Genomic DNA, 21,929 nt, shown 5'->3' with positions numbered 1-21,929 from the left:
CTGTTGGGTCGGGGTGTGGTTGGTCAGGCGGCTTGCTGCATGTCGGCTCGGCGGCGGGCGCGCCACCGGGTGACGGTCCGCGGGGAGACGCCGAAGATGCGGGCGATCTCGGCGGCGGGCAGGCCGTGGTCGGTGAGGGTGAGTCCGGCGGCGCGGCGTTCGCGGAGCCGCATGCCGGCCGGGGCTCGGTGGTCGCGTACGGCGGCGTCGATGGTGATGGGGTCGAGCGGGTAGGCGGCGATGGTGGGGTCGCCGTAGAGGCGGATGCGGTGGGCGCATTTGGAGCAGCGGTTCTTGTGTGGAGGCGGGGTGCGGGTGCATCCGTCGATGCGGCAGGTGCGGGCGGCTCCGGGGATCGCGGTCACCACGGCTCCTCGGTGCCGTCGAGCCCGAGCTGGCCGGGGATCTGGATGACGGGCTCGGGCGGCATGAGGTCGTCCATGCGGGCCTGGTGGTCGGCGTCGCTGCGGGGGCAGATGAACCGGTCCGGCCAGGGCCGGGCAAGGATCAGCCAGCCGTCAGCGCGGGTGATCTGCTCGGCGCTGGTCTCGTCCTCGAACCAGGCGACGACTTCGGTTTCGGGGTCGGTGTACTCGGCGCGGCAGACGTCGCACATGACGACGTAGACGTGGCGGACGCTGAGCGGCATCAGAGGCTCCAGAGGGTCGGCTGGTGCGGGGCGAGTTCGAGTTCCCGCTGGCCGGGGATCGGCTCGGGCACGGCGGTGATGTCGACTGCGACCGGCCGGTGTACGCGGGGGCGGGTGGCGGCCCAGCAGACGGGGCCGGCGCCGCGGGTGCGGGACTGCTCGGTGCGGAGGGGGCGCCCGCACACCCGGCACATCACTGCGCCTCCAGCTCGGCGACGAGCTGCTGAAGCTGCTCGATCGCGCGCTTCGACTGACCGCAGGTATCGCAGGTGTCGGTGGTCAGCGGCTTGTCCACGTTGGGCGGCATGGTCTTGAGGAGCCGTCGGTGCCGGGTGGCTGCTGCGTCGGCGGCGCGCTTGGTCTCGGTGTCGGCGAGGGTGTGCATTCCGTGGCCGCATCGGGTGTCGCAGCAGGCGGCGATCCAGCGGCCGGTGGGTTCTTCCTGTACGACGAACACGCTGTCGCTCATCGCGCGGCCTCCAGCACCGCCGTGGCGGCTTCGGTACGCGAAGGGTGGGCGCCTGCCGTGAGCGCGTGGCGGGCGCCGCCTTTGCCGGGGCGGGTGCAGGGGCGGCCGGCGTACGCGCGGCACGTCTCCACCGGGCAGTCGACGGCGAGCGGGTCGGGTTGTCCGGCGCGGATGGTGCGTTCCCGCTCGGCTCGTACGGGGCGGTGGGGTCGGAGGGCGTCGGCGACGGACGGGGGCATGTATGACCCGAGGGCGGCCATGCGGCGTTCGACTTCCTCGGCGGCCGGGCCTGCGGTGATCGCCTTGAGTTCGGTCGGGGGCTGCTGCCCGTGGACGACGGCCTGGCGTTCGGCGAGGAGCGCGGCCTGGTATCCCGCGATGTCGTCGGGGTCCAGCTCAGGGTGCTCGATCGGCTCGAACGTGCCGACGTGGCGGTTCATGCGCTCGCGGACGACAGCCCCCCACCGGGTGCTGATGTCGGACGGCTTGATCGGGAACGGGGACTTGGCGTAGTGCTCGCCGACGGCCTGCATGGCGTACTCGGTGGGGACGTCGGCGAGGACGGTTGCCCAGAGGGCGGCGAGGCCCATGAGTTCGGCGGGGTCCTCGGGGAGGACCCGGGGGTCGGCGTACGACACCTGCTTGAGGAGGAGGGGGATCTGGTCGGGTGTCACTGGGTGCCTCCTGTGGCCCGGAGTTGGGCGGCGAGGTTGTCGAGGAGGTTGCGCGATTCGTTGCGGCGGGCGGCCTGCGGGGAGAGTGGCGGCCGGGGGGTGTCGACGGTGCGGAGCGCGGGGCGTCCGTCTCCGGGCGGTGGCAGCGGCGGCAACTCCCCCCAGCCGGGCACGAAGTACTTCGCCGACTCCACGGAGGTACGGGCGGCGACCTTGGTGGCGTGGTCGACCATTGCGGGGATGCCGGTGCGGGAGATGAGGGCGAGGAGGGGGAACCACTCGTTGCCGTGGAAGGGCCAGCGGACGATGACGCCGTTGGCGGTGAGGGCGTCTACGAGGGGCCGGGCCTGCTCCGGGATGCCGTGCTCGCGCGTCCTGCTTGCTTGCTCCTTCTCCGTAGGAGAAGGAGTGTGGGACGGGGGCGGGGACGGGGGGCCGTTACTAACGCCGTTACGAAACGCGTCGACCTGCGGTGATGAGCGATTTTCGGAGTCGGTTCGAAGCGCCGTCGTGTCGCCGTCGTGTCGCGTTCGTGTCGCCGAGGCGTCGTTTTCGGCGTCGTACTGGTCGCCCGTAACGCCGTTATGGGGGGCGTTACTTGAGGCGTTACGGGCCTCGGCTTCCCGCTCGGCGCGCCGCTGCCGGAACGCCTTCTGCCGGGCCGCGTTCGCCGCCCGGTCCGCCTGGACTCGGGAGCGGTCGGGGTTGTATTCGAGGTAGTCGTGGATGGACCAGCCGCCGTCGACCCGGTCCCAGAGCTTCGCTTCCTCCAGCTCCGTGGCCGCCGTCTTGGCGCCGCGCAGCCGTGCCACGAGCGTCAGTTCGCGGTCGAGGATCAGGCCCTCGGTCAGGTTCTCCGACGACCAGCAGAGCGCCGATACGTACAGGCGGAACGCGCGGTCGGACAGGAGTGCGACCTTGCGGTGCGTCGGGAACCGGTCATCGAGTCGGACCCAGGGCATGTGCGGCTTCTCTCTGCTGTGCGGGTGTCACGTCCGGGGCGGGGCTCGGGCCGGCCGCCCCGGACGGGTCGCGGGGGTGGATCAGGCGGCGGGGAAGACGATCAGGTCCCGCTCGATGCGGATGTCGCGGCCGTTCTCGACGGCGACCTCGCGGGCGCTGTAATCGCGGGCGCACAGCCACGCGGTCGGCCCCTCGTACCCCCAGTACTGGAGTTCGCCCTCGTGCTTGAACAGGGGGCGGGTCTGCTGGCAGTGCTGGCAACGGCCCTCACGGGGCTGGGTGGTGGGCATCAGCGGGCCTCCTCGGCCTCGGTCTGCGACGCAGCGGCGATGACCTGGAGTTGGGCGATCAGCGCGGGCAGGTCGGCCAGCGGGACGGACGATCCGTCGGCGTCGGTCCGGAAGTAGATGCCGGGGACGTTGCCGGGCATCAGCGCGGTGGCGATGAGGAGCCGGTCGCCGTCGACGTCGATGTGCGCGTACCGGCTGGGGTGGGGCACGGCTCCGGCCGGGGCGAGGATGGTGACGATCTCGTTGCGGGGCATCAGCTCGCCTTCCTTGCGGGGGTGTTGAGGCGGGTGCCGCTGGTGCTGCGGATGGCGCGGCGCTGCTTCGCGGAGAGCCCGCCCCACACGCCCTCGGCTTCGTGCTCGATGGCGTAGTCGGCGCACGCCCGGCGTACGGGGCAGCCCATGCAGATCTCCAAGGCCGCTGTCACGGAGTCACCGCGCTCGGGGTAGAAGATCTCCGGGTCCGTCTCGGCGCACAGCGCTTCGGCGCGCCAGTCGGGGCTCATCACGCCACCGCCGAAGTGCGGTCGCGGCGCTGCCCGGTGCGGATCTCGGCGGTGATCGCGAGGACGGTGGACAGGGCCATCCCGAGACGGGCCGCGATGGTTTCCTCGGTGAGCCCGAAACTCCGTAGGTGGGCGATCTCAGTACGGCGCAGGGTGGCCAACTGGTCCCGGTTCAGGCCCCGTTCTGCCGTCGTCGGGTCGAACGTGGGGTCGTCGATGTGGCCCATGTCGTCCCACCACACCGGGTTCGGCCAGCCCATGCGCTCGGCCCACTTCCGTGTCCTGACCGCGGTTGCGAGGCTCACCCCGTGTTCCTCCGGAACCTGGTGCTGGAGCCGGTCGTACGCCTCGGCGACGGTGCGGGCGGTACTGCGGTACACGAACTGCTGCCCGGCCAGGCGGCCGACGCAGGCCGGGTGAACCCCCAGGTGGGGCCCGAGCCTCCGCATGGGCCACCCGATCGCCGCCAGGGCCTGCACACGGCGCCCGGTACCAGTGGCGTCGACCTGCCCCGGCACCAGCTCCGTCGCGGTCACCGCCAGGATCGCGGCGGCCAGCTCGTGGGTGGCGCGCTTCTTCCTCGGCCGACGCGGGCCCGCGTCGTAGATGAACCCGGTGACCGTGGCCGTCGACCGGCCGATCCGCTCGGCGATCACCGCGTACGACAGACCTGCCGAGTTGAGCGCGAGGAGGTGCTGGCGGACCGGGGTGGCGTCCACGAGGGGCTGCCAGGTGCCGTAGCCGCGTTTGCGGTGCCGGGTCCGCTGGTAGGCGCGGGTACGAGGCATCAGGCACCCGCCGGGGTCGCTGCGAGGTTCCCGGCGGCGGTGACCGCGTCGCGGCACATCGCGTCGTTCGCCGCCTGCACCGTCGCGAGTTGTCCTGCCAGCGACCGGCGGGCTCGCTCCGACAGGTCCAGACGCCGGAGCAGCGACCGGTCTGTGACCGGGGCCGGAGCGGGCTCAGGGACAGCCGGGGCCGGTCGGCGTGCAGCGTCGAGTTTGTCCGCCAACTGCACGTTCTGCGCGGCCAGGCGGCGCACGTTGCCGAGGTGCGCGGCGGCGTCCGTCTCCGCCGCCTCCAGCCGCTCGTACAGGTACTCGCGGTCGGCGCGCAGCCGGTCGATCTCACGCTGCTTACGGCCCCGGATCATGCCGCACCGCCGGTGATCTGCGGGATGCTCAGGTGCGCCAGCGCGCCGGTGCGCCACGCCTCGGCGATCGCCTCACGCCCGCCGTCGACCGGCCGCACCGAATGCCCTGCCGCCCGCGTCGCCTTGATCTCCACACCCGGCACGTCGTGGACCTCACCGGTCTCCCGGTCCGCCCACACCGCTGATCCGATCGCGGTCATCTCGGCAAGTAGCGCCGCCGTGTACGCCGGCCGGATCTCCGTCACCAGCCGGGTGACGACGTTCGCCGGGGAGTGCTCGCGCACCCACTTCAGGAACAACTCCGGGTCGACCACCGCGGCGGTCGGCTTCGGGTCCGTACGGAAGACCGTCGCGACCTTCGTCCCGTCCGGCAGCGCGGCGTCGAGCCGGGAGGCGCCGGAGGTGGTGAGGGCTTCCTGCATCTGCACGCGTACGGCCTTCTGCCGTTCGCTGATCGCGTCACCGAGGGCCTTCAACGCGGCCGACTCAAGCGCGAGTTCCTGCATGTCCATGTGGTCTCCTAGGGGGTGGGCCGCCCCGATTCCCGCGGGGCGGCCCCGAGTGCGGTCGGTCAGGCGGCGTTGCGGAGCTGTACGGCGAGCGCGCGGATCGCGTCGACGGAGGCGTCGGTGATGGGCATGCCGAGTGCCTGCTCGGCGCCGGTTTCGAAGTCCTCGAGGCGGGCGGCTTCGGCGGCGGCCCGGAGTTCGGCGACCGCAGCGGCGTACTCGTCTTCGGGGCTGACGACCTCGCCGTCCACCACGTCATCCGCAGAGGCGGACTCGGCGGCGGCGGGTTGTGGAGCAGCGGCGGCCTTCTCCTTGCCCACGGCGGCGATCTGACCCAGGTACTCGGGCCGGGCGCCCTCAGTTCGGGCGTCCATCCAGATCAGCCGTACGGCCGCTGCGTCCGGGGCATCGAGTGCCTCGCGCAGGAACTCCCGCTGGGGCGTGGCGGCTTGGCCCGGCGCGGGGGTCGACCATTGGTCGGTCTCTCCCGGCTGGACCTGACGCAGGTGCCGCTCAGCCGGGGCCGGGTTGTCCGCCTGCGCCATCTCCTCAGCCGTGTACACCCCGGCCAAGTCGTGTGGGAACGCCATCCGCAGCGCCAGCGCCTCGGCGCACTTCGCAGTCATGGTCGTGGGCATCTTCACCCACAACCCTGACGGCTCCCCGCCCTTCTTCGTCTGGACGTACTCCGAGTACCGGGCCACCGCCGAGAACCGCATCCCGTTGCGGATCACCGTCACCTTCGCGGCGGCCGGCGGCTTGTCGTCCAGCCACACGTCACGCCACTTCCCGGACGGGTCGCACCACAGGGTGTCCTCGTAGCCGAGGGAGTGACTGGCCTCGGCGGCGGCCCGGTGGGCGATGACCCGGTAACCGTCGATGCTGGTCTGCGGGGTGTAGACCTTGCGCTGCTGCTGCCCGTTCCACCGGCCGATGAGGTAGATCTGCCGGGAGAAGGGGTCCAGGCGGGTGCGCTGGCAGAGGTGGAGGAACGCGGATAGTTCGGCGGGGGCGACCTGGTTGTCGATGCCGGACTGCATGAGGACGGCCTGCTGGTCAGGCGTCCAGTTGGTCTGGTCGGGGCGGATGGCGAGGCTGCCCCCGGCCGTGGCGATCTCGGTGCTCATGCGTTGTCCTTCGGGGTGTTGAGGCGGTAGCGGCGTCCGGTGTCGTCGCCGTGACGGGTGAGGTGGCCCAGCTCGGCGATTCGGGCGTCTGCGCACATCAGCTCGGCGTGCCAGTGATCGCGGTGCTCGATCGCGTTGGCCAGCTCGGCGCGGACCCGGTCCAACTCGGCCAGGAGGGCGGGGACGTCGGTGCGGGCGTGGAGGGTGAACGCCCGGTCGGCGGCGGCATCCTCGCCGTCCCCGAAGTTCAAGTTCCCGACGCCGCGCAGGTGGCTGCCGCCGAGGAAGGCGTAGAAGTCGTCGCCGTACTCGAGGTACTGCTCCCACGGTCCGGGCGTAGCGGCCTGCGCGCGTTCGCGGATCGCGTTCTCGTACTCGGGGGTCAGCGGGTCAGCGGGCATGGCGGCCTCCGTGGCGGCGCAGCAGCAGGACAGCGGCGTGGATGGTGGCCGGGGCGCGGAACGCGGCAGCGCACAAACCGAGCCACAACGCGAGGGCGGACAGGGCAATCAGGAACGTCGTCACGAGGCGCCACCCGACGCGTCCGGGACCGGGTCGCCGTTCGCGCGCTGCATCTCGCCCAGCGGCACCACGGCGCGCACCGGCAGGGCCTCGAAGGCGTGGTCCAGCGGGTCCAGGAGATGCGCCTGCTCGGCCAACTCGCCCAGCGGCACCACCTCGGCGGGGATCGGGTTCCCATCGGCGTCGCACGGCTCGCCCTGGTCGAACGCCGACCGCAGCGCCGAGTCCAACGCGTCCAACGGGCGAGGACGCTGCGCGAAAGCGGTGCTTTCACCCTGCGGTGGTGTGTCGAGGTCGGCGGCGGCCCGGCGCAGCGACTCCTGCACCCGCCGCGTCGCCCTCGACGGGCCCAGTCGAAGAATCGCCGGGACACCCGCCTCCAACTCCTCAACACGGGCCAGCAGCCACTCGACCGCCGGCGTCAGCGCCTCGCCCAACTCCATCGGAACCCGGCGCGGGCGGCCATTCGGAGAGAGCGCCCCCCGCATGTTCAACGCGTCGTTCTGGAGTGCGACGAGACGGCCGCGACGGCGGTCCCGCTGCGCCTCCAACTCGGCGACCTGGGCCCGGAGCGCATCCCGTGCGGTCTCGGTCGCCAGCAGCCGCGTTTCCAGCCCGTCGCACGCCGTCACGGCCTCCGCCAGCGCATCCCGGACCTCGGCCATTTCAACGGCCGTCTCCGGGGACTGAAGCAGGCACGCCGACTCCAGAGCAGCCGCCCACGACAACGGCAGGGCCTTCCCGTTCCTCATCGCGGCACAGATCACATCCGCTGCCGCAGTCACGCGCTTCGTGTTCACGCCGTCACCTCGCTGACGACGTCGCTGCCATCGGCGGGCATCAGCGTCCACGCGGTCACCAGAACCCCACGGCACAGGCCACCACGGGCCTCCGTGAGGACCGACCCGTCGTCACGAACCTCAGTCGTGACGCCCATCCACCGCTCATCCGCGAACTCGGCAACGGCCGCCGGGTCACGGTGGAAGTAGAACCGGATGGTCGGCTCATCCGGCGCGAAGTCGTGGACCGCGATCGTGAAGTCCGTGGGGACGACGGCCGATTCGGACATGATGTGCGACGCGAGCGCCAAGGCCGTCCGGTAGTTCCGGCGCTGAATGGTGGCCACGTCCTGCGCGGCCGGAGCGGTAATCTGAATGGTCACGGTGTCCTCGTTTCTGTGCTGATGAGGTACTGCCGGAGGGGCTCCCTGGACCTGGCCGTCCGGGCGGGCCCCGCTTACGTGGGTCAGGCCGCGCGCTGTGCCAGCGCGTCGCCAGCGGTCCGCTTGGTCAGCCAGGCGGCCACCGCGTCGCGGTGGTAGAGCACGCTTCGGCCGACGCGCATCCCCTTCGGGGCGAGACCCCGGTGGCGCATCTGGCGTACGGCGTGCGGCGTCTTACGAATGAGCGCCGCGACTTCCTTCGTCGTCATGTACGGCGATTCCGTGTCCGTGGGCATCTTCGTCTCCGTTCGTTTCCGGTCGCAGATCCTCGATGCTGCATGCGAGTGCGGCAGCGATACGGGCAAGAGCCTCAGGCTGGGGGTCCGCCAGGTCCCGCTCGATGCGGGAAAGGTGCGATGCGGAGAGGCCGGCGATGGCGGCAAACCGCCTCAGTCCGTGGCCTTTCGTTTCGCGTCGCTGCCGGATTACCGGGCCGTCGGCTTTCATGTCGGAGACGATACGCAACGAAGCGCAGGGATGCAACGTGATGTGTGGAGATGATTCAGTTCGTGGTCGGGCGGTTACCGCGCGTACATCAATCGGGCCATGTATTAAGCCGCCCCTCGCGCGGGGGGCAGGGTGCCCTTACGCTGTCCCTGTTGCTGATCGTTGCGCGCCGTTGCGTGCATGGTGCATAGACGAGAGAGGTCACCCCCCATGACCCGGGACCCCGAAGCGTGGGCGCGGCTCGGCCACGCCCTGCGGACCGCGCGCAACCATCGCGGTCTTACGCAACAGGACCTGGCGGCTGAGGCGGGCGTCAGCTCCCGCGCTGTACAAGTCGCCGAAGGTGGCGCCGTTCCCAAGGCGCGCATGCCGTACTCGATCGACAAAATTGCGGCGGCGCTGGGCTGGCCGGAAGGCGCTGTCGAGGCTGTCCTCGATGGCGCGGCCCCGCCGGACGGCGGATGGCAGGACGTGTCTGTACAGCGGCAGCTTGCGGAGGAACGGGTGGAGGGGATCCTCACCAGCGCCATGGTCCGCGCCATGTCCGGCACGTCGGCCGCCGAGATCCGCGCCGCGACGAAGATCGCGTTGGACGAACTGCGGAAACAGGGGTTCATTGCTGAGACGCATGGCGTACAACCGGAACCGAATCACGCGGACTCATAGTCACCAAGCGGTCACACGCCTATCCTCATTCTCCGGGTCGCAACAGCCCCGGAGGAACGGGGTCCACATGCACACGACGGTCATCGCCGCGAGGCTCGGACCGAACATCGCGGCATTCACCTGCCAGATCGACGGCCGCGTCGTTGCCGTCGTCAACACCCTCGCCAGCACCGACGCGCAGCTCCGCACCCAGATCACGTGGGCGCTGCTGGCTACGGGCATGGACGCGGGGCACGCCATAGGGGCACTTCATGGGGTACGTAGCTGACCGCTGGCACAAGACCCGGCCTGGCCCGGACGACGAGGAATGCGGACAGCACAAAGGGCAGTTCGCCGCAGCCGCCCACGGCCGGGGCAAACGCTGGCAGGCCCGGTACGACGGGCCCGACGGCAAGGAGCGCACCAGCCTCCACCGCACCATCCCCGAGGCCGAGCGGGAGATCGTCAAGCAGGAGGGCGCCAAGCTCGCCGGCTCGTGGATCGACCCGAAGGCCGGCGAAGTCATCGTCGAACGCTTCGCACGCGACACGTGGCTGCCCGCGCAGTCCATCATCGGCCGCTCCGAGATCGAGTATCTGGGAGCGCTACGCCGATACCTGTTCCCAGAGTGGGGACAGCGAGAGATGCGGTCCATCAAACCGTCCGAGGCCGGGGCGTGGCAGAAGCTCCTCACCACCAAGTACAACCTCAGCGGCAGCTACCCGAACCGCGTAGCCAGGTACGTCAGGGGCGTGTTCCACCTCGCGGTCATCGACCGCGTCATCCCCGTGTCGCCGTTCGAGCGCATACCGGCGCCCACCCTCGTCGTGTCAGCAGTGCAGCCGCCGGACGTGACCGAAGTGCGGCAGCTCATCGCTGCCGCCTACCACCCGCGGTGGGCCGCGATGGTCGAGCTGACTGCGCTCACCGGCCTCCGGTCGGGGGAGTTGCGCGGACTGCGCTTGTCGCAGATCGACTTCCTGCGGCGCACCATGCTGGTAGATCAGCAGCTCGTGTACGAGAAAGGGAAGGGGATGTACTTCGACGCGCTGAAGACCGGCGCAGGGCGCAGGGCCCTGCCCCTGTCGCAGCGCGCCGTCGACCTCCTCGCGGCGTACGTAGCGGAGTACCCGCCGGCCGGGTCCGGGCCCGGCGCGGGGCTCGTTTTCACCATGCCGGCGGCCGGGCTGATCGGTGAGGCCACCATCGACTACGCGATCAAGGCCACGTGCAGGCACGCCGGAGTGAAGCCGCGGCACTGGCATGAGCTGCGGCACCACTACGCCTCGGTTCTCATTGCGGGCGGGGAGAACCCGAAGGTCGTCCAGATGAGGTTGGGCCACAAGGACGTGATGACGACGATGCGGACGTACTCGCATCTGTTCGCCGCCGCTGAGGAGAAGACGCGGGATGTTCTGGATGCGGCGTGGGCTCTGCCGGGTGAGACTGCCGATGAGGAATCTTCGGCGGCGAGCGGAAGGTTCCCGGAATCCGGGAGGTCTGATGCGGTTGTTTCCCAGCTCAGAGGCTAGTCCGGGACATCACGCGTGGATGTTCCAGGCGGAGAGTTCGTAGGCGGCGCGAGTCGAGTGCGGGTGGGTGTGCGGGAGCGGGGGCGCGTGCGGGTGCCGGTGCTTCGGGCCGTGTACGTCGGGGCGTGCCTCGGCGCGGGTCCGACATGCGCCGTGCACGCCTCCCATGCGCCCTTTCGCCGGATACGCGGGCCGGTCTAGCGTCGGTCTGAGGAGGCGGCCATGGCACGGCGACGGATCCTTCTGCCGGCTCTCGCTCTCGGCGGGCTCTGGTGGTGGGCCGTACTGCGGCTCGCCCTGGCGCCCGAGCACGCCGGGGTCATCGAGGGGGCGGTGGCGGCGGGCGGCTGGGGGCTGAGTCTGCTGCCGGTGCACGCGGCGGCGCGTACGACGGCGAGGCCCGGCAAGGGCGCCGTCGTGGCGGTGGACGCCGGCGGGGACGGGCCGGTGGCGCAGTATCCGGGCTGCCCCGAAGGCTGTCCTGAAGGCCCGGCGTGCGCGGCGTGCGCGGCGTGCGCGGCGTGCGCGGACGGTTCTCAGGGGACGGGGCCCAACTGGCAGCGTGGGCACCAGTAGACGGGGCGGTCGTCGTCCTCGGTCTTGCTGATGGGGGTGCCGCAGCGGCGGCAGGGCAGGCCGCCACGGCCGTATACGTACAGATGACGGCGCGAGCGTTCGCGGTTGGCCTCCAGGAGCTTCTTGGCGGCCGTCACCAGCCGTTCCGGCGACGGCAGGTCGCCGATGGGCATCCACGGGGTGGTGCGGACGACGAAGCATGTCTCGCAACGGAAGACGTTGCCGATACCCGCGAGATTGCGCTGGTCCAGCAGCGCGTCCCCGACGGTGCGGGCCGGGTCGGCGAGCAGATTGCGCAGCGCGAGGTCCGGATCCCAGTCGGGCCCGAGGAGGTCCGGGCCCAGATGGCCCACCACACGCTCCTCGTCGGCGGTGCGCAGGAGTTCGAGTACCGGGAGCCGGTAGCCGACCGCGGTGCGGCGGTCGTTGCCGAGGATCGCGCGGATCTGGTGGGCGGGGCCGCCGCGCCAGCGTTCGTCGGCGCCGTACACCCGCCAGGCTCCGTCCATCCGCAGATGTGAGTGGAGGGTCAGGCCACCCTCGATACGGGTTAGGAGATGCTTGCCGCGCGGGGTGACGTCCAGGACCGTGCGGCCGGTGAGATCGGAGGTCGCGAACCGGGGGACGCGCAGGTCGGACCGGGTCAGGAGCCGCCCGGCGAGGGCGGTGTGCAGGCGCCGCGCGGTCTGCAGGACGGTGTCACCTTCGGGCATGTTTCCATCATGCGCGAGACGGGCGCCGTGACGAGCGGCGTACGGGGTGTGGCGGGCGGAGATGTACGGCGACGGGCTCAGGCTCCGGCGGCGGGGCGCCGGGTGTGGGGCGGGCCGCGCGACCGGGCGTGGGGCGGCGGGAGGGTCGGGGTCAGGCGCGTAGCCGCAGGCCCCTCGGGGTGGCGTGGAAGCCCGCCGACTCCAGGACGCGGCCCACGGGGGAGGTCAGCGCCTGTTCTCCGTTCGCGCGCTCCACCGTGACTGTGCCGAGCGCGCCCGCGCGGGCGGCGGTCGCCAGGGCCTCGGCGGCCGAACGAAGCGCCACGTCGTCGCCGGCGTCCGGACGCTCCGGGTCGGACGGGGCGTCCGGATCGCCCGGCCAGGCGAGGAGCGTCTTGCCGCCGCGTTCCATGTACAGCGTCAGGGCGCCGTCGACGAGGACGACCAGGGAGCCCGCCTTCCGGCCCGGCTTGTGGCCGGCGCCCGAGGGCGGATCCGGCCAGGGTAGCGCCGCCCCGTACGCGTTGGCGGGGTCGGCGGCGGCCAGGACCACGGCGCGGGGCGCGGGGTCGGACGCGGCGCGGTCACGGGCCGTGGAGGCCGCGCGGAGGCGGTCCACCGCGCCGTCCATCGCGAACTGGGCGGCGCCCAGGCCCTCGACGACATAGCCGCGGCGTGCCTGGCCGCTGTCCTCGAAGGCGGACAGCACCCGGTACACGGCCGAGAAACCGCCCTCGATGCCTTCGGCGGCGACGGCGCCCCGGGTCACCACGCCGTGCCGGTCGAGGAGCGTGCGGGCCAGGGCGTGGGCGCGGCGTGTGGCGTCCGGATCGGGGGCCGGGAGCAGTGACCAGCGTCCGCTCACGGTCGGCGGCCCCGTACGGGACGCGGGCCGCGCCGCGGCGGTGAGGGTGCCGTAACGCCCGCGCGGGACGGTCCGTTTGGCGCGGTGGGCCGTCGCACCCGCCGTACGACCGGAGCCGAGCAGGGCGCGCAGCGGCGCCAGGGTGTCGTTCGTCAGCCGCCCCGACCAGGCCAGATCCCAGACGGCGTCGGCCAGTTGGGGATCCGTCACGTCGGGGTGGGTGGTGGCCCTCACCTGGTCGGTGATCTGACGGAAGAACAGGCCGTAACCGCCGGACAGGGTGGCGAGGACCGATTCGTGCAGAGCTGTCAGCTCAAGAGGATGCGGCGGCGGGAGCAACAGCGGTGCGGAGTCCGCCGGATACAGGGAGATCCAGCCGTCCTTGCCGGGAAGGGCACCGGCCCCGGCCCACAGGACCTCGCCCGTGGTGGTCAGCTCGTCCAGCAGCGTCGGGACGTAGCCCGAGACCCGGGAGGGGAGTACCAGCTTCTCCAGCGCGGACGCCGGCACGGACGCGCCCTGCAACTGCTCGATCGCGCGGGCCAGTCCGTCGATGCCGCGCAGGCTGTGGCTGCCCAGATGCTGCCACTGCGGCAGGAACGTGGCGAGCGAGGCGGGCGGCACCGGCTCCAGTTCGTGCCGAAGCGCGGCCAGCGACCTGCGGCGCAGTCGGCGCAGGACGGTGGCGTCGCACCACTCCTGGCCGATCCCGGAGGGATGGAACTCGCCCTGGACGACACGGCCGCCGGCGGCGAGGCGTTGCAGCGCTCCGTCGGTGACGGCGGGGCCGAGTCCGAAGCGGTCGGCGGCCGAGGAGGAGGTGAACGGGCCGTGTGTGCGGGCGTAACGGGCCAGGAGATCGCCGAGAGGGTCCTTGACCGGCTCGGTGAACGCCTCGGGGACGCCGACGGGCAGGGCGGTGCCGAGCGCGTCCCGCAGCCGGCCCGCGTCCTCGATCGCCGCCCAGTACTCCGCGCCGCCGATCCGGACCCGGATGGCGCGGCGGGCCGCGGCGAGATCCGCCGGCCACCGCGGCTCGGACCCGCGCGCCGCCAACTCGGCGTCGGTGAGCGGGCCGAGGACCCGCAGCAGGTCGGCGACGCCCTCCACGTCCTTGATACGGCGGTCGTCCGTGAGCCACTGGAGCTCGCGCTCCAGCTCGTCCAGGACATCGGCGTCCAGCAGTTCACGCAGCTCCGCCTGGCCGAGGAGTTCGGCCAGCAGCCGCGAGTCCAGGGAGAGCGCGGCGGCGCGCCGCTCCGCGAGGGGGGAGTCACCCTCGTACAGAAACTGCGCGACGTAACCGAAGAGGAGCGAGCGGGCGAACGGTGACGGCTCGGTGGTCGTCACCTCGACCAGCCGGACCCGGCGGGATTCGATGTCGCCCATCAGCTCGGTGAGTCCGGGCACGTCGAAGACGTCCTGGAGACATTCCCTGACGGCTTCCAGGACGATCGGGAACGAGCCGAACTCGCCGGCCACCTGGAGCAGTTGGGAGGCGCGCTGACGCTGCTGCCACAGCGGTGTGCGCTTTCCGGGGCTGCGGCGCGGCAGCAGCAGGGCACGCGCCGCGCACTCACGGAAGCGGGCGGCGAACAGGGCGGAGCCACCGACCTGATCGGTGACGATCTGGCCGATCTCGCCTCCCTCGAAGGCGACATCACCGGCGCCGACCGGCGCCTGCTCGCTGTCGTACGCCGGGTCGGGCGCCATCGGGTCCTGGTCGAGGAGGTCCAGACTCAGCAGATCGGCGTCGGGCAGCCGCAGCACGATGCCGTCGTCGGCGTGCATGACCTGGGCGTCCATCCCGTACCGCTCGGCGAGCCGGGCGCCGAGGGCCAGCGCCCAGGGCGCGTGCACCTGGGCACCGAACGGGGAGTGGATGACGACCCGCCAGTCGCCCAGCTCGTCCCGGAACCGCTCCACGAGGATCGTCCGGTCGTCGGGGACATGGCCGCAGGCGCGGCGCTGCTCGTCCAGATACGCCAGGACATTGTCCGCCGCCCAGGCGTCGAGGCCGGCGGCCACCAGCCGCAGCCGGCCGTCCTCTTGGGACAGCGCTCCCACCTCGCGCAGGAACGCCCCCACCGCGCGGCCCAGCTCGAGCGGACGGCCCAACTGGTCGCCTTTCCAGAAGGGAAGCCTCCCCGGCACCCCGGGGGCCGGGGAGACCAGCACCTGGTCGCGGGTGATGTCCTCGATGCGCCACGAGGTCGTGCCCAGGGTGAAGACGTCGCCGACCCGCGACTCGTACACCATCTCCTCGTCCAGCTCACCGACCCGGCCGCCGCCGCGGCTCCTGCCGTTGGTGGAACCGGCACCGGAGGACCCCGCGAGGAACACTCCGAACAGGCCGCGGTCGGGGATGGTGCCGCCCGAGGTGACGGCGAGGCGCTGCGCACCGGGGCGGCCCGTGACCGTACCCGTCACGCGGTCCCACACCACCCGGGGGCGCAGCTCGGCGAACGCGTCCGACGGATAGCGGCCCGCGAGCATGTCGAGGACGGCGGTGAACGCGGACTCGGGGAGCGAGGCGAACGGCGCCGCGCGGCGGGCCAGGGCGAGCAGGTCGTCGGCCTGCCAGGTGTCGAGCGCGACCGTCGCGACGAGCTGCTGCGCCAGCACGTCCAGCGGGTTGGCGGGGATCCGCAGGGCCTCGATGGAGCCGGTGCGCATCCGCTCGGTGACGACGGCGGCCTGCACCAGATCGCCCCGGTACTTGGGGAAGACGACGCCTGTCGAGACCGCGCCCACCTGGTGACCGGCGCGGCCCACGCGCTGGAGGCCGGACGCCACGGAGGGCGGTGACTCGACCTGGATGACGAGGTCCACCGCGCCCATGTCGATCCCCAGCTCCAGGCTGGACGTGGCCACGACGGCGGGCAGCCGGCCCGCCTTGAGGTCCTCCTCGACGCGGGCGCGCTGCTCCTTGGAGACCGAGCCGTGGTGGGCACGGGCCATCAGGGGCGGTGCGCCCTTGGCGGTGCCGGACTCGGCCATGACCTCGGCGGGGGAGTGCGCCTCGGGCATGGGCTCGCCCGTGGCCCGTTCGTACGCGATCTCGTTGAGCCTGTTGCACAGACGCTCCGCGAGACGGCGGGAGTTGGCGAAGACGATCGTCGAACGGTGCGCCTGGACGAGATCGGCGATCCGCTCCTCCACGTGCGGCCAGATCGACGGCTTGTCGCCGCCGTCCGCGCCGCCGCCCGCGCTGTCGGCGGCCGGGGAGCCGCCCAGCTCGCCCAGATCCGCGACGGGGACGACCACCGAAAGATCGAACTCCTTCCCGGAGGGAGGCTGCACGATCTCCACCCTGCGCTGCGGGGAGAGATAGCGGGCCACCTCGTCCACCGGACGCACCGTGGCCGACAGGCCGATACGGCGGGCGGGGCGCTGCAGCAGCTCGTCGAGCCGTTCCAGGGAGACGGCGAGATGGGCGCCGCGCTTCGTCCCCGCGACGGCGTGGACCTCGTCCAGGATGACCGTCTCGACACCCGCCAGCGCGTCGCGCGCCGACGACGTCAGCATCAGGAAGAGGGACTCGGGGGTGGTGATCAGGATGTCCGGCGGTTTGGTGGCCATGGAGCGGCGCTCGGCCGCCGGGGTGTCGCCGGAACGGATGCCGACCCGGATCTCCGGCTCGGGCTGTCCGAGGCGGACGGACTCCTGCCGGATGCCTGTGAGCGGGCTGCGCAGATTGCGCTCCACGTCCACGGCGAGGGCCTTGAGCGGGGACACGTACAGCACCCGGCAGCGCTTGCGGGCCTCGGCCGGCGGCGGCACCGAGGCGAGCCGGTCCAGGGCGGCGAGGAAGGCGGCCAGAGTCTTGCCGGAGCCGGTCGGGGCGACGACCAGCACGTCCGAACCCTCCGCGATGGCACGCCAGGCCCCCTCCTGCGCGGCGGTGGGCGCGGAGAAGGCCCCGGAGAACCAACCGCGGGTCGCGGGGGAGAACGAGTCGAGCGCGGAACCGGCCATCCCACCATCGTGCACCCGACCACTGACAATCGCCCGGACCTGCGCGAAGACCTGCGGAGACGGGTGGGCCGACGCGGCGCGGGGGCGAGCGGGGGGTGGCCGTGGGTGGCCGGGAGCGGGTACGGGGCGCCGCCGGTGCAGACTGGGAGCATGGCGGCGCGGGAGCAGGCACGGCACTGGCGCTACTCGGAGTTGCCCGACGTGGACCTCCTGCGGGCCAAGTACGTCGACAAGACCTTCAGCAGGCACACCCACGAGACGTTCGTCATCGCGGCGATCACCGACGGCGTGGACGTGTTCCACCACGGCGGCAGCGACCAGCACGCGGGCCCCGGCTCCCTCGCGCTGGTCAACCCCGACACCGCGCACACCGGCCACGCGCAGGGGCCGGAAGGCTGGCAGTACGGGGCCGTCTACCCCTCGCCCGGTCTTGTCGCGGAGATCGCCGCCGAGACGACGCGGATCCGCGGCACCCCCGGCTTCGTCGCCCCCGTCGTGGCAGACCCGTACGCCGTCCGCCTCGTCCACCAGGTGCTGCGCGCCGCCGACGAGGGGAACGCTCTGGCCGCCGACACGTTGCTGAGGGTCGCCGTCACGCGCCTCCTGCGGATCAACGGGGGCACGCTGCCGCAGCGTACGGTGCGGGGCGCCGGCGCCAGGACGGCGGCACGCGCGCGTGCCGTGCTCGAGGGGCGGATGGCCGACCCGCCGTCGCTGGCGCGGCTTGCCGCCGAGTTGGGCACCAGTCCGTTCGCCCTGCTGCGGGCCTTCCGGGACACCTACGACATGCCGCCGCACACCTGGCTCACGGACGCGCGGGTGCGCCGGGCCCGGCATCTGCTGGACGCCGGGACCGCCCCGGCCGAGGTGGCCGGTCTCGTCGGATTCACCGACCAGCCGCACCTCAACCGGCACTTCAGCCGGATCGTGGGGGTGCCGCCCGGCGCGTACCGCAGGGAGCGGGCGTCGGGTGGCGCGTGAGCGCGGGGCCACCGGGTCACGGGCGCGGCTACGTGGGCCACCAGGGGCTGGCGTCGGCCCTGAGCGGGCGGGACTTCATGATCCTGCCGGGTCCGCTGCGCGAGCACCTGCCGCAGAGCATGGTCGGTGTTCCCCTGCTGGACGACCTGCCGACCGTCGATCGGCAACTGGCCTGGCCACGTGACGCCCCGGCGGCGGTCGCCGCGCTCGTCGACACGGCACGGCGGCTCGCACGTGCGGAAGGCTGGCTGCCCGCGCGGCGGGCGGGGCGCGCAAGAACGTACAAGACGGCGCCGGAGCCCGCCCCGTAGCGTCTGAGACGTGGCAGAACAGACAGCATCCGCAGACAGGCCCGACACGGCGGGGATACCCGCCCGGTCGGCCCCGGAGACCATGGACGACGGCGGGCACGGTACGGAGGCGGCCGGCGTGGCCGAGGACGGCACGGGGGACGGTGCCGCGGGCGGCGCGTCTGCCCGTACGGCGCCGGGCGCCGGGCCGGGCAGCACGCGCGACGGTGAGGCGGGCGGTGAGGCGGGCGGTGAGGCGTTGGCGAAGCCCGATTCGGCCGTCATCCGTGACGCCCTGGGCGTCGGCATCGCCGTCGGGCTCTCCGGTTTCGCCTTCGGCGTGACGTCCGCCGGGGCGGGCCTCACCCTCCTACAGAGCTGCGCGCTCAGCCTGCTGGTCTTCACCGGCGCCTCGCAGTTCGCCCTCGTCGGCGCGCTGGCGGCGGGCGGCAACCCCCTGACCGCCGCCGCCGGGGCCTTCTTCCTCGGCGTACGGAACACGTTCTACGGCCTGCGCCTGTCCCAACTGCTGGCACTGCCGCGCTTCGTACGCCCCTTCGCCGCCCAGTGGGTCATCGACGAGACGACGGCCGTCGCCCTCGCGCAGCCCACGCGGCGCGCCGTGCGCCTCGGCTTCACCGTCACCGGGCTCACCCTCTACGTGCTGTGGAACCTCACCACGCTGCTCGGAGCGCTCGGCGCCGACGCCATCGGCGACACCGACGCGTGGGGGCTCGACGCGGCCGGACCCGCCGTCTTCCTGGCCCTGCTCGCCCCCATGCTGCGGACCACGACGGAGCGTGCCGTCGCCGCCGGCGCCGTCGTCCTCGGGCTCGGCTTCCTGCCGGTGCTGCCCGCCGGTGTGCCGGTGCTCGTCGCCGCGCTCGCCGCACCCGCCGTCCTCTGGTTCGAGGGCCGCAGGGCCACCGATCGGAAGGGAACGGGCCGATGAGTATCTGGATCGCCATCGCACTGACAGCGGTCGGCTGTTACCTCGTCAAACTGCTCGGGCTGCTCGTACCGGCGGGCGCGCTGGAACGCCCCCTCGTCCAGCGGCTGTCCGCACTGCTGCCCGTAGCGCTGCTCGCCGCGCTCACGGCGCAGCAGGCGTTCAGCGGCGCCGACGGTGCGCTGGTCGTCGACGCGAGGGCGGCCGGGCTCGCGGCGGCGGGGCTCGCGCTGGTGCTGCGCGCCCCGTTCCTGGTCGTCATCGCCGCGGCCGTCGCGGTGACCGCCGCCGTACGCGCCCTGGGCGGCTGACACCGGGCGTGGCGATCGACCGGCGGCGTCCGGGCATGCCGAGCGCGCCGGCGGGGTCTCCACGGCCCCGTGGCGCGGTCAGCCGATGTCCCGGCCGTACGCCCGCAGCGTCCGCAGGGCCTCGATCGTGGCGATGGGCCGCCGCTCCAGGCTCGCGGCGGGTGTCCACGGCGGCCGGTCCGGTGGCCAGCCGCCGTCCTCGCGCTGTGCCCGCGCGAGGAAGCGGAGCGAGCCGTCCATCTCCTCGTCGGTGAACCAGCGGCGGGCGACCGACCCGGGCACGCGCGCGTAGTCGTGCGGGAAGAAGTGTTCGCCGCCGGGCAGATCTCCGGACAGACCTCCGGCGGCGTACGCGTCCGCGCCCGGGTACGCGTCGGGCCGCCCCGGATCCAGGACCGCCATCCGCCGCTCCCGTACGAGCCGCCCCAGACGGTCGGCGGCGCGGGCCGCGCGTACCCGGTCCGGCACACCGTCCAAAAAGGCGACCGCCGCCGCGACCTCATAAGGATGCGGCTTCGCCAGAGCGTTGACGGCAGCCCAGCAGAAGTCGGTGGCCCGGAACAGCCAGGCGTGCCACACCTGATTGCGGTGCAGCAGTCCCACCACGGGGCCGGTGGTGATCAACTCGCCCTGCGGGGGCGCCCCGGCGGCGCCCGCCGACGGGGCCGCCGCGGGCAGCGCCCCGTCCGCCGCCGACACGAGCGTGAGATACCGGCACACCCGCTCCACCAGCGGCCCGCCACGGCGCCCGACGCCGTCCAGCACGGACAGCGCGTGCGAGGCGTGCGACGGGCGGCTGAGGGGGCCGCGCAGATCGGGCTCCAGGCCGTGGCCGTAGCCGCCGTCCTCGTTGCGGTACGCGGCGAGCGCGGTCTCCACGGGCTCCGCCCCGCCGCCCGTGAAGTGATGGGCGAACCGACGCTGTTCGAGCACCCGCGCGGTCAGCCACATGAAGCGCTCCGCGCGGGCGAGGGGAGTCGATGGGCAGGGTGAGGTCGAGGCCATCCACCGACCGTAGGACGCGCAGAGCACCGCGCGGGGCGGACGGCTCCGGCCGCACTCTCAGGAGCGGGATACTGAAGTCATGCGGTTGACGATTTTCTGGGAGCGGATGGCGGACCACTTCGGCCCCGCGTACGCGGACTCCTTCGCGCGCGACCATGTGATGGCGGAGCTCGGGGGCCGTACGGTGCACGAGGCCCTTGCCGCCGGCTGGGAGACCAAGGACGTCTGGCGGGCCGTCTGCACCGCCATGGGTGTGCCCGCCGACAAACGGTGACGTGCTCGTACGCGACACTGGCTCCGTGGCACTGACCGACGAAACAGCCCAGGAACCTCAGCCGTCCGCCCCGCCGCCGCCTCCCGCGGCGGGGAACGGCGGTGAGACGGCTCGCATGCCCCGCTGGCTGCCGCGTGCCATGGTGCTCGCGCTGACGCTCATCGCCTGCTTCCAACTGGGCAGTTGGGCGTTCCATCAGCTCATCGGTCTGCTGATCAACCTGCTGATCGCCTTCTTCCTGGCCCTGGCCGTCGAGCCCGCCGTCAGCCGGATGGCCACCCACGGCATACGGCGCGGACTCGCGACCTTCCTGGTCTTCTTCGCCGTGGTGATCGCGAGCGTCGGCTTCGTGGTGCTGCTCGGCTCGATGCTCGCGGGGCAGATCATCGAGATCGTCGACGAGTTCCCCAAGTATCTCGACTCCCTCATCAACTGGATCAACCAGAACTTCCGCACCGAGCTCTCACGGGTCGCCGTCCAGGACAGCCTGCTGCACTCCGACTGGCTCCAGAGATACGTCCAGAACAGCGCGAGCGGCGTGCTCGACATCTCCACCACCGTGCTCGGCGGCCTTTTCCGACTCCTGACGATCTTCCTGTTCTCGTTCTACTTCGCCGCCGACGGGCCGCGACTGCGCCGCACGGTGTGCTCCGTCCTGCCCCCTGCCAAGCAGGCCGAGGTGCTGCGCGCCTGGGAGATCGCGGTCGACAAGACCGGTGGCTACATCTACTCGCGCGGACTGATGGCGCTCATCTCCGGCATCGCGCACTACATCCTGCTGGAAATCCTCGGAGTCCCCTACGCGCCGGTGCTCGCGGTGTGGGTGGGGCTCGTCTCGCAGTTCCTGCCGACCATCGGCACATATCTGGCCGGCGCCCTGCCGATGCTGATCGCCTTCACCGTCGACCCCTGGTACGCGCTGTGGGTGCTCGGATTCGTGGTGATCTACCAGCAGTTCGAGAACTACGTCCTCCAGCCCAAACTCACCGCCAGGACTGTCGACATCCACCCCGCCGTGGCCTTCGGCTCGGTCGTCGCCGGTACGGCGCTGCTCGGCGCCGTCGGCGCGCTGATCGCCATCCCCGCCGTCGCGACGCTACAGGCGTTCCTCGGGGCGTACGTGAAGCGCTACGACGTGACGGACGACCCGCGCGTGCACGGGCACCGGCGCCGGGGCAGCGGGCGCGTGCTGGCGCGGATACGCCGGACGCTGCGACGCGGCAACGCGCGCGTGCGCCCGCCCCGCCCCGCGAGCGGCGCCTGAGGGCCCCGAAGGGGCC

General features: G+C 72.4%; 31 protein-coding genes and 1 pseudogene. 10 read left to right on the top strand and 22 right to left on the bottom strand.

The features are described 5' to 3' along the window. Positions 1 to 23: 23 nt before the first annotated feature. The 19 genes from OG329_RS09430 to OG329_RS09340 form a co-directional block, all read right to left on the bottom strand. The gene (locus OG329_RS09430; RefSeq protein ID WP_405794075.1) at positions 24 to 365 is read right to left on the bottom strand and encodes a helix-turn-helix domain-containing protein; all 342 of its coding nucleotides are present in this window, start codon (positions 363 to 365) and stop codon (positions 24 to 26) included. Next, a complete protein-coding gene (locus OG329_RS09425) occupies positions 362 to 649 on the bottom strand; it encodes a hypothetical protein (RefSeq protein WP_405794074.1) in 288 nt (95 codons plus the stop codon). The genes OG329_RS09430 and OG329_RS09425 overlap by 4 nt, the downstream gene beginning before the upstream one ends. Then, the gene (locus tag OG329_RS09420; RefSeq protein WP_405794073.1) at positions 649 to 834 is read right to left on the bottom strand and encodes a DUF6011 domain-containing protein; all 186 of its coding nucleotides are present in this window, start codon (positions 832 to 834) and stop codon (positions 649 to 651) included. Before OG329_RS09420 ends, OG329_RS09425 begins: the two co-directional genes overlap by 1 nt. Positions 835 to 842: 8 nt before the next feature. Next, complete coding sequence (locus tag OG329_RS09415) at positions 843 to 1,118, bottom strand: hypothetical protein (protein WP_405794071.1); 276 nt, start codon at positions 1,116 to 1,118, stop codon at positions 843 to 845. After that, positions 1,115 to 1,792: a cell surface glycoprotein gene (locus OG329_RS09410; protein WP_405794070.1), complete on the bottom strand. Its 678-nt coding sequence runs from the start codon at positions 1,790 to 1,792 to the stop codon at positions 1,115 to 1,117. Before OG329_RS09410 ends, OG329_RS09415 begins: the two co-directional genes overlap by 4 nt. Beyond that, the gene (locus OG329_RS09405; RefSeq protein ID WP_405794069.1) at positions 1,789 to 2,754 is read right to left on the bottom strand and encodes a hypothetical protein; all 966 of its coding nucleotides are present in this window, start codon (positions 2,752 to 2,754) and stop codon (positions 1,789 to 1,791) included. The genes OG329_RS09410 and OG329_RS09405 overlap by 4 nt, the downstream gene beginning before the upstream one ends. Before the next feature lie 81 nt (positions 2,755 to 2,835). Beyond that, a complete protein-coding gene (locus OG329_RS09400) occupies positions 2,836 to 3,045 on the bottom strand; it encodes a hypothetical protein (RefSeq protein WP_405794067.1) in 210 nt (69 codons plus the stop codon). Beyond that, entirely contained in the window at positions 3,045 to 3,299 is a 255-nt protein-coding gene (locus OG329_RS09395; RefSeq protein WP_405794065.1) for a hypothetical protein, read from the bottom strand. The genes OG329_RS09400 and OG329_RS09395 overlap by 1 nt, the downstream gene beginning before the upstream one ends. Further along, positions 3,299 to 3,550, bottom strand: coding sequence for a WhiB family transcriptional regulator (locus tag OG329_RS09390; protein WP_405794063.1), 252 nt, complete (start codon positions 3,548 to 3,550; stop codon positions 3,299 to 3,301). Before OG329_RS09390 ends, OG329_RS09395 begins: the two co-directional genes overlap by 1 nt. Further along, positions 3,550 to 4,338 (bottom strand): hypothetical protein, encoded by a 789-nt coding sequence (locus tag OG329_RS09385; protein ID WP_405794062.1) that lies wholly within the window; start codon positions 4,336 to 4,338, stop codon positions 3,550 to 3,552. The genes OG329_RS09390 and OG329_RS09385 overlap by 1 nt, the downstream gene beginning before the upstream one ends. After that, entirely contained in the window at positions 4,338 to 4,703 is a 366-nt protein-coding gene (locus OG329_RS09380; RefSeq protein WP_405794061.1) for a hypothetical protein, read from the bottom strand. Before OG329_RS09380 ends, OG329_RS09385 begins: the two co-directional genes overlap by 1 nt. Further along, entirely contained in the window at positions 4,700 to 5,215 is a 516-nt protein-coding gene (locus tag OG329_RS09375; protein WP_405794059.1) for a hypothetical protein, read from the bottom strand. The genes OG329_RS09380 and OG329_RS09375 overlap by 4 nt, the downstream gene beginning before the upstream one ends. Positions 5,216 to 5,274: 59 nt before the next feature. Further along, positions 5,275 to 6,339: a phage recombination protein Bet gene (gene bet, locus OG329_RS09370; RefSeq protein WP_405794057.1), complete on the bottom strand. Its 1,065-nt coding sequence runs from the start codon at positions 6,337 to 6,339 to the stop codon at positions 5,275 to 5,277. Continuing rightward, a complete protein-coding gene (locus OG329_RS09365) occupies positions 6,336 to 6,740 on the bottom strand; it encodes a hypothetical protein (protein ID WP_405794056.1) in 405 nt (134 codons plus the stop codon). Before OG329_RS09365 ends, bet begins: the two co-directional genes overlap by 4 nt. Next, positions 6,730 to 6,864: a hypothetical protein gene (locus OG329_RS09360; RefSeq protein WP_405794055.1), complete on the bottom strand. Its 135-nt coding sequence runs from the start codon at positions 6,862 to 6,864 to the stop codon at positions 6,730 to 6,732. The genes OG329_RS09365 and OG329_RS09360 overlap by 11 nt, the downstream gene beginning before the upstream one ends. Beyond that, a complete protein-coding gene (locus OG329_RS09355; RefSeq protein WP_405794053.1) occupies positions 6,861 to 7,661 on the bottom strand; it encodes a hypothetical protein in 801 nt (266 codons plus the stop codon). Before OG329_RS09355 ends, OG329_RS09360 begins: the two co-directional genes overlap by 4 nt. After that, a complete protein-coding gene (locus OG329_RS09350) occupies positions 7,658 to 8,023 on the bottom strand; it encodes a hypothetical protein (protein ID WP_405794051.1) in 366 nt (121 codons plus the stop codon). The genes OG329_RS09355 and OG329_RS09350 overlap by 4 nt, the downstream gene beginning before the upstream one ends. An 83-nt stretch (positions 8,024 to 8,106) precedes the next feature. Further along, a complete protein-coding gene (locus OG329_RS09345; RefSeq protein ID WP_405794050.1) occupies positions 8,107 to 8,319 on the bottom strand; it encodes a helix-turn-helix domain-containing protein in 213 nt (70 codons plus the stop codon). Next, a complete protein-coding gene (locus OG329_RS09340; protein WP_405794049.1) occupies positions 8,258 to 8,530 on the bottom strand; it encodes a helix-turn-helix domain-containing protein in 273 nt (90 codons plus the stop codon). The genes OG329_RS09345 and OG329_RS09340 overlap by 62 nt, the downstream gene beginning before the upstream one ends. Positions 8,531 to 8,740: 210 nt before the next feature. Between OG329_RS09340 and OG329_RS09335 the strand changes: the two genes are divergently transcribed. From OG329_RS09335 to OG329_RS09320, 4 genes and pseudogenes are all read left to right on the top strand, one after another. Next, positions 8,741 to 9,196 (top strand): helix-turn-helix domain-containing protein, encoded by a 456-nt coding sequence (locus OG329_RS09335; protein WP_405794047.1) that lies wholly within the window; start codon positions 8,741 to 8,743, stop codon positions 9,194 to 9,196. 67 nt (positions 9,197 to 9,263) lie between these two features. Continuing rightward, positions 9,264 to 9,464 (top strand): hypothetical protein, encoded by a 201-nt coding sequence (locus OG329_RS09330; RefSeq protein ID WP_405794046.1) that lies wholly within the window; start codon positions 9,264 to 9,266, stop codon positions 9,462 to 9,464. Next, positions 9,448 to 10,707 carry a tyrosine-type recombinase/integrase gene (locus OG329_RS09325; RefSeq protein ID WP_405794045.1) on the top strand — a complete coding sequence of 420 codons (1,260 nt, stop codon included), beginning with the start codon at positions 9,448 to 9,450 and terminating at the stop codon, positions 10,705 to 10,707. The genes OG329_RS09330 and OG329_RS09325 overlap by 17 nt, the downstream gene beginning before the upstream one ends. A gap of 222 nt (positions 10,708 to 10,929) precedes the next feature. Continuing rightward, positions 10,930 to 11,109 (top strand): annotated as a pseudogene (locus OG329_RS09320) (hypothetical protein); the annotation flags it as partial. Between the two features lie 134 nt (positions 11,110 to 11,243). On the opposite strand, the gene OG329_RS09315 reads toward OG329_RS09320, so the two are convergent. Next, on the bottom strand, positions 11,244 to 11,996 hold the full coding sequence (locus OG329_RS09315; protein WP_405794044.1) for a DNA-formamidopyrimidine glycosylase family protein: 753 nt from the start codon (positions 11,994 to 11,996) through the stop codon (positions 11,244 to 11,246). Between the two features lie 151 nt (positions 11,997 to 12,147). Next, positions 12,148 to 16,839, bottom strand: a complete 4,692-nt coding sequence (locus OG329_RS09310; RefSeq protein WP_405794042.1) for an ATP-dependent helicase — start codon at positions 16,837 to 16,839, stop codon at positions 12,148 to 12,150. A gap of 150 nt (positions 16,840 to 16,989) precedes the next feature. On the opposite strand from OG329_RS09310, the gene OG329_RS09305 reads away from it, so the two are divergent. The 4 genes from OG329_RS09305 (at position 16,990) to OG329_RS09290 (ending at position 19,370) form a co-directional block, all read left to right on the top strand. Next, positions 16,990 to 17,820: an AraC family transcriptional regulator gene (locus OG329_RS09305; RefSeq protein ID WP_405794040.1), complete on the top strand. Its 831-nt coding sequence runs from the start codon at positions 16,990 to 16,992 to the stop codon at positions 17,818 to 17,820. Then, on the top strand, positions 17,817 to 18,131 hold the full coding sequence (locus OG329_RS09300; RefSeq protein ID WP_405794038.1) for a hypothetical protein: 315 nt from the start codon (positions 17,817 to 17,819) through the stop codon (positions 18,129 to 18,131). Before OG329_RS09305 ends, OG329_RS09300 begins: the two co-directional genes overlap by 4 nt. Before the next feature lie 82 nt (positions 18,132 to 18,213). Then, the gene (locus OG329_RS09295) at positions 18,214 to 19,062 is read left to right on the top strand and encodes an AzlC family ABC transporter permease (RefSeq protein WP_405801729.1); all 849 of its coding nucleotides are present in this window, start codon (positions 18,214 to 18,216) and stop codon (positions 19,060 to 19,062) included. Beyond that, the gene (locus OG329_RS09290; RefSeq protein ID WP_405794036.1) at positions 19,059 to 19,370 is read left to right on the top strand and encodes an AzlD domain-containing protein; all 312 of its coding nucleotides are present in this window, start codon (positions 19,059 to 19,061) and stop codon (positions 19,368 to 19,370) included. Before OG329_RS09295 ends, OG329_RS09290 begins: the two co-directional genes overlap by 4 nt. 78 nt (positions 19,371 to 19,448) lie before the next feature. On the opposite strand, the gene OG329_RS09285 is transcribed toward OG329_RS09290, so the two are convergent. Beyond that, positions 19,449 to 20,375, bottom strand: coding sequence for a hypothetical protein (locus OG329_RS09285; protein WP_405794034.1), 927 nt, complete (start codon positions 20,373 to 20,375; stop codon positions 19,449 to 19,451). 79 nt (positions 20,376 to 20,454) lie between these two features. On the opposite strand from OG329_RS09285, the gene OG329_RS09280 reads away from it, so the two are divergent. Continuing rightward, a complete protein-coding gene (locus OG329_RS09280) occupies positions 20,455 to 20,649 on the top strand; it encodes a DUF3046 domain-containing protein (RefSeq protein WP_405794032.1) in 195 nt (64 codons plus the stop codon). 115 nt (positions 20,650 to 20,764) lie between these two features. Then, complete coding sequence (locus OG329_RS09275) at positions 20,765 to 21,913, top strand: AI-2E family transporter (RefSeq protein ID WP_405801728.1); 1,149 nt, start codon at positions 20,765 to 20,767, stop codon at positions 21,911 to 21,913. Positions 21,914 to 21,929 lie beyond the last annotated feature (16 nt).

The organism is Streptomyces sp. NBC_01506, from assembly GCF_045040295.1.
GTDB lineage: Bacteria > Actinomycetota > Actinomycetes > Streptomycetales > Streptomycetaceae > Streptomyces.
Note: the sequence above shows the minus strand (reverse complement) of the source record. Positions and strands in the feature narration are given on the sequence as shown.

Bases quoted from the DNA above. Each gene is read 5' to 3' on its own strand.
- OG329_RS09425 (WP_405794074.1), bottom strand. From the start codon at position 649: ATGCCGCTCAGCGTCCGCCACGTCTACGTCGTCATGTGCGACGTCTGC.
- OG329_RS09415 (WP_405794071.1), bottom strand. From the start codon at position 1,118: ATGAGCGACAGCGTGTTCGTCGTACAGGAAGAACCCACCGGCCGCTGG.
- OG329_RS09405 (WP_405794069.1), bottom strand. From the start codon at position 2,754: ATGCCCTGGGTCCGACTCGATGACCGGTTCCCGACGCACCGCAAGGTC.
- OG329_RS09400 (WP_405794067.1), bottom strand. From the start codon at position 3,045: ATGCCCACCACCCAGCCCCGTGAGGGCCGTTGCCAGCACTGCCAGCAG.
- OG329_RS09395 (WP_405794065.1), bottom strand. From the start codon at position 3,299: ATGCCCCGCAACGAGATCGTCACCATCCTCGCCCCGGCCGGAGCCGTG.
- OG329_RS09390 (WP_405794063.1), bottom strand. From the start codon at position 3,550: ATGAGCCCCGACTGGCGCGCCGAAGCGCTGTGCGCCGAGACGGACCCG.
- OG329_RS09385 (WP_405794062.1), bottom strand. From the start codon at position 4,338: ATGCCTCGTACCCGCGCCTACCAGCGGACCCGGCACCGCAAACGCGGC.
- OG329_RS09380 (WP_405794061.1), bottom strand. From the start codon at position 4,703: ATGATCCGGGGCCGTAAGCAGCGTGAGATCGACCGGCTGCGCGCCGAC.
- OG329_RS09375 (WP_405794059.1), bottom strand. From the start codon at position 5,215: ATGGACATGCAGGAACTCGCGCTTGAGTCGGCCGCGTTGAAGGCCCTC.
- bet (WP_405794057.1), bottom strand. From the start codon at position 6,339: ATGAGCACCGAGATCGCCACGGCCGGGGGCAGCCTCGCCATCCGCCCC.
- OG329_RS09365 (WP_405794056.1), bottom strand. From the start codon at position 6,740: ATGCCCGCTGACCCGCTGACCCCCGAGTACGAGAACGCGATCCGCGAA.
- OG329_RS09345 (WP_405794050.1), bottom strand. From the start codon at position 8,319: ATGCCCACGGACACGGAATCGCCGTACATGACGACGAAGGAAGTCGCG.
- OG329_RS09340 (WP_405794049.1), bottom strand. From the start codon at position 8,530: ATGAAAGCCGACGGCCCGGTAATCCGGCAGCGACGCGAAACGAAAGGC.
- OG329_RS09335 (WP_405794047.1), top strand. From the start codon at position 8,741: ATGACCCGGGACCCCGAAGCGTGGGCGCGGCTCGGCCACGCCCTGCGG.
- OG329_RS09330 (WP_405794046.1), top strand. From the start codon at position 9,264: ATGCACACGACGGTCATCGCCGCGAGGCTCGGACCGAACATCGCGGCA.
- OG329_RS09325 (WP_405794045.1), top strand. From the start codon at position 9,448: ATGGGGTACGTAGCTGACCGCTGGCACAAGACCCGGCCTGGCCCGGAC.
- OG329_RS09315 (WP_405794044.1), bottom strand. From the start codon at position 11,996: ATGCCCGAAGGTGACACCGTCCTGCAGACCGCGCGGCGCCTGCACACC.
- OG329_RS09310 (WP_405794042.1), bottom strand. From the start codon at position 16,839: ATGGCCGGTTCCGCGCTCGACTCGTTCTCCCCCGCGACCCGCGGTTGG.
- OG329_RS09305 (WP_405794040.1), top strand. From the start codon at position 16,990: ATGGCGGCGCGGGAGCAGGCACGGCACTGGCGCTACTCGGAGTTGCCC.
- OG329_RS09295 (WP_405801729.1), top strand. From the start codon at position 18,214: ATGGACGACGGCGGGCACGGTACGGAGGCGGCCGGCGTGGCCGAGGAC.
- OG329_RS09290 (WP_405794036.1), top strand. From the start codon at position 19,059: ATGAGTATCTGGATCGCCATCGCACTGACAGCGGTCGGCTGTTACCTC.
- OG329_RS09285 (WP_405794034.1), bottom strand. From the start codon at position 20,375: ATGGCCTCGACCTCACCCTGCCCATCGACTCCCCTCGCCCGCGCGGAG.
- OG329_RS09280 (WP_405794032.1), top strand. From the start codon at position 20,455: ATGCGGTTGACGATTTTCTGGGAGCGGATGGCGGACCACTTCGGCCCC.
- OG329_RS09275 (WP_405801728.1), top strand. From the start codon at position 20,765: ATGCCCCGCTGGCTGCCGCGTGCCATGGTGCTCGCGCTGACGCTCATC.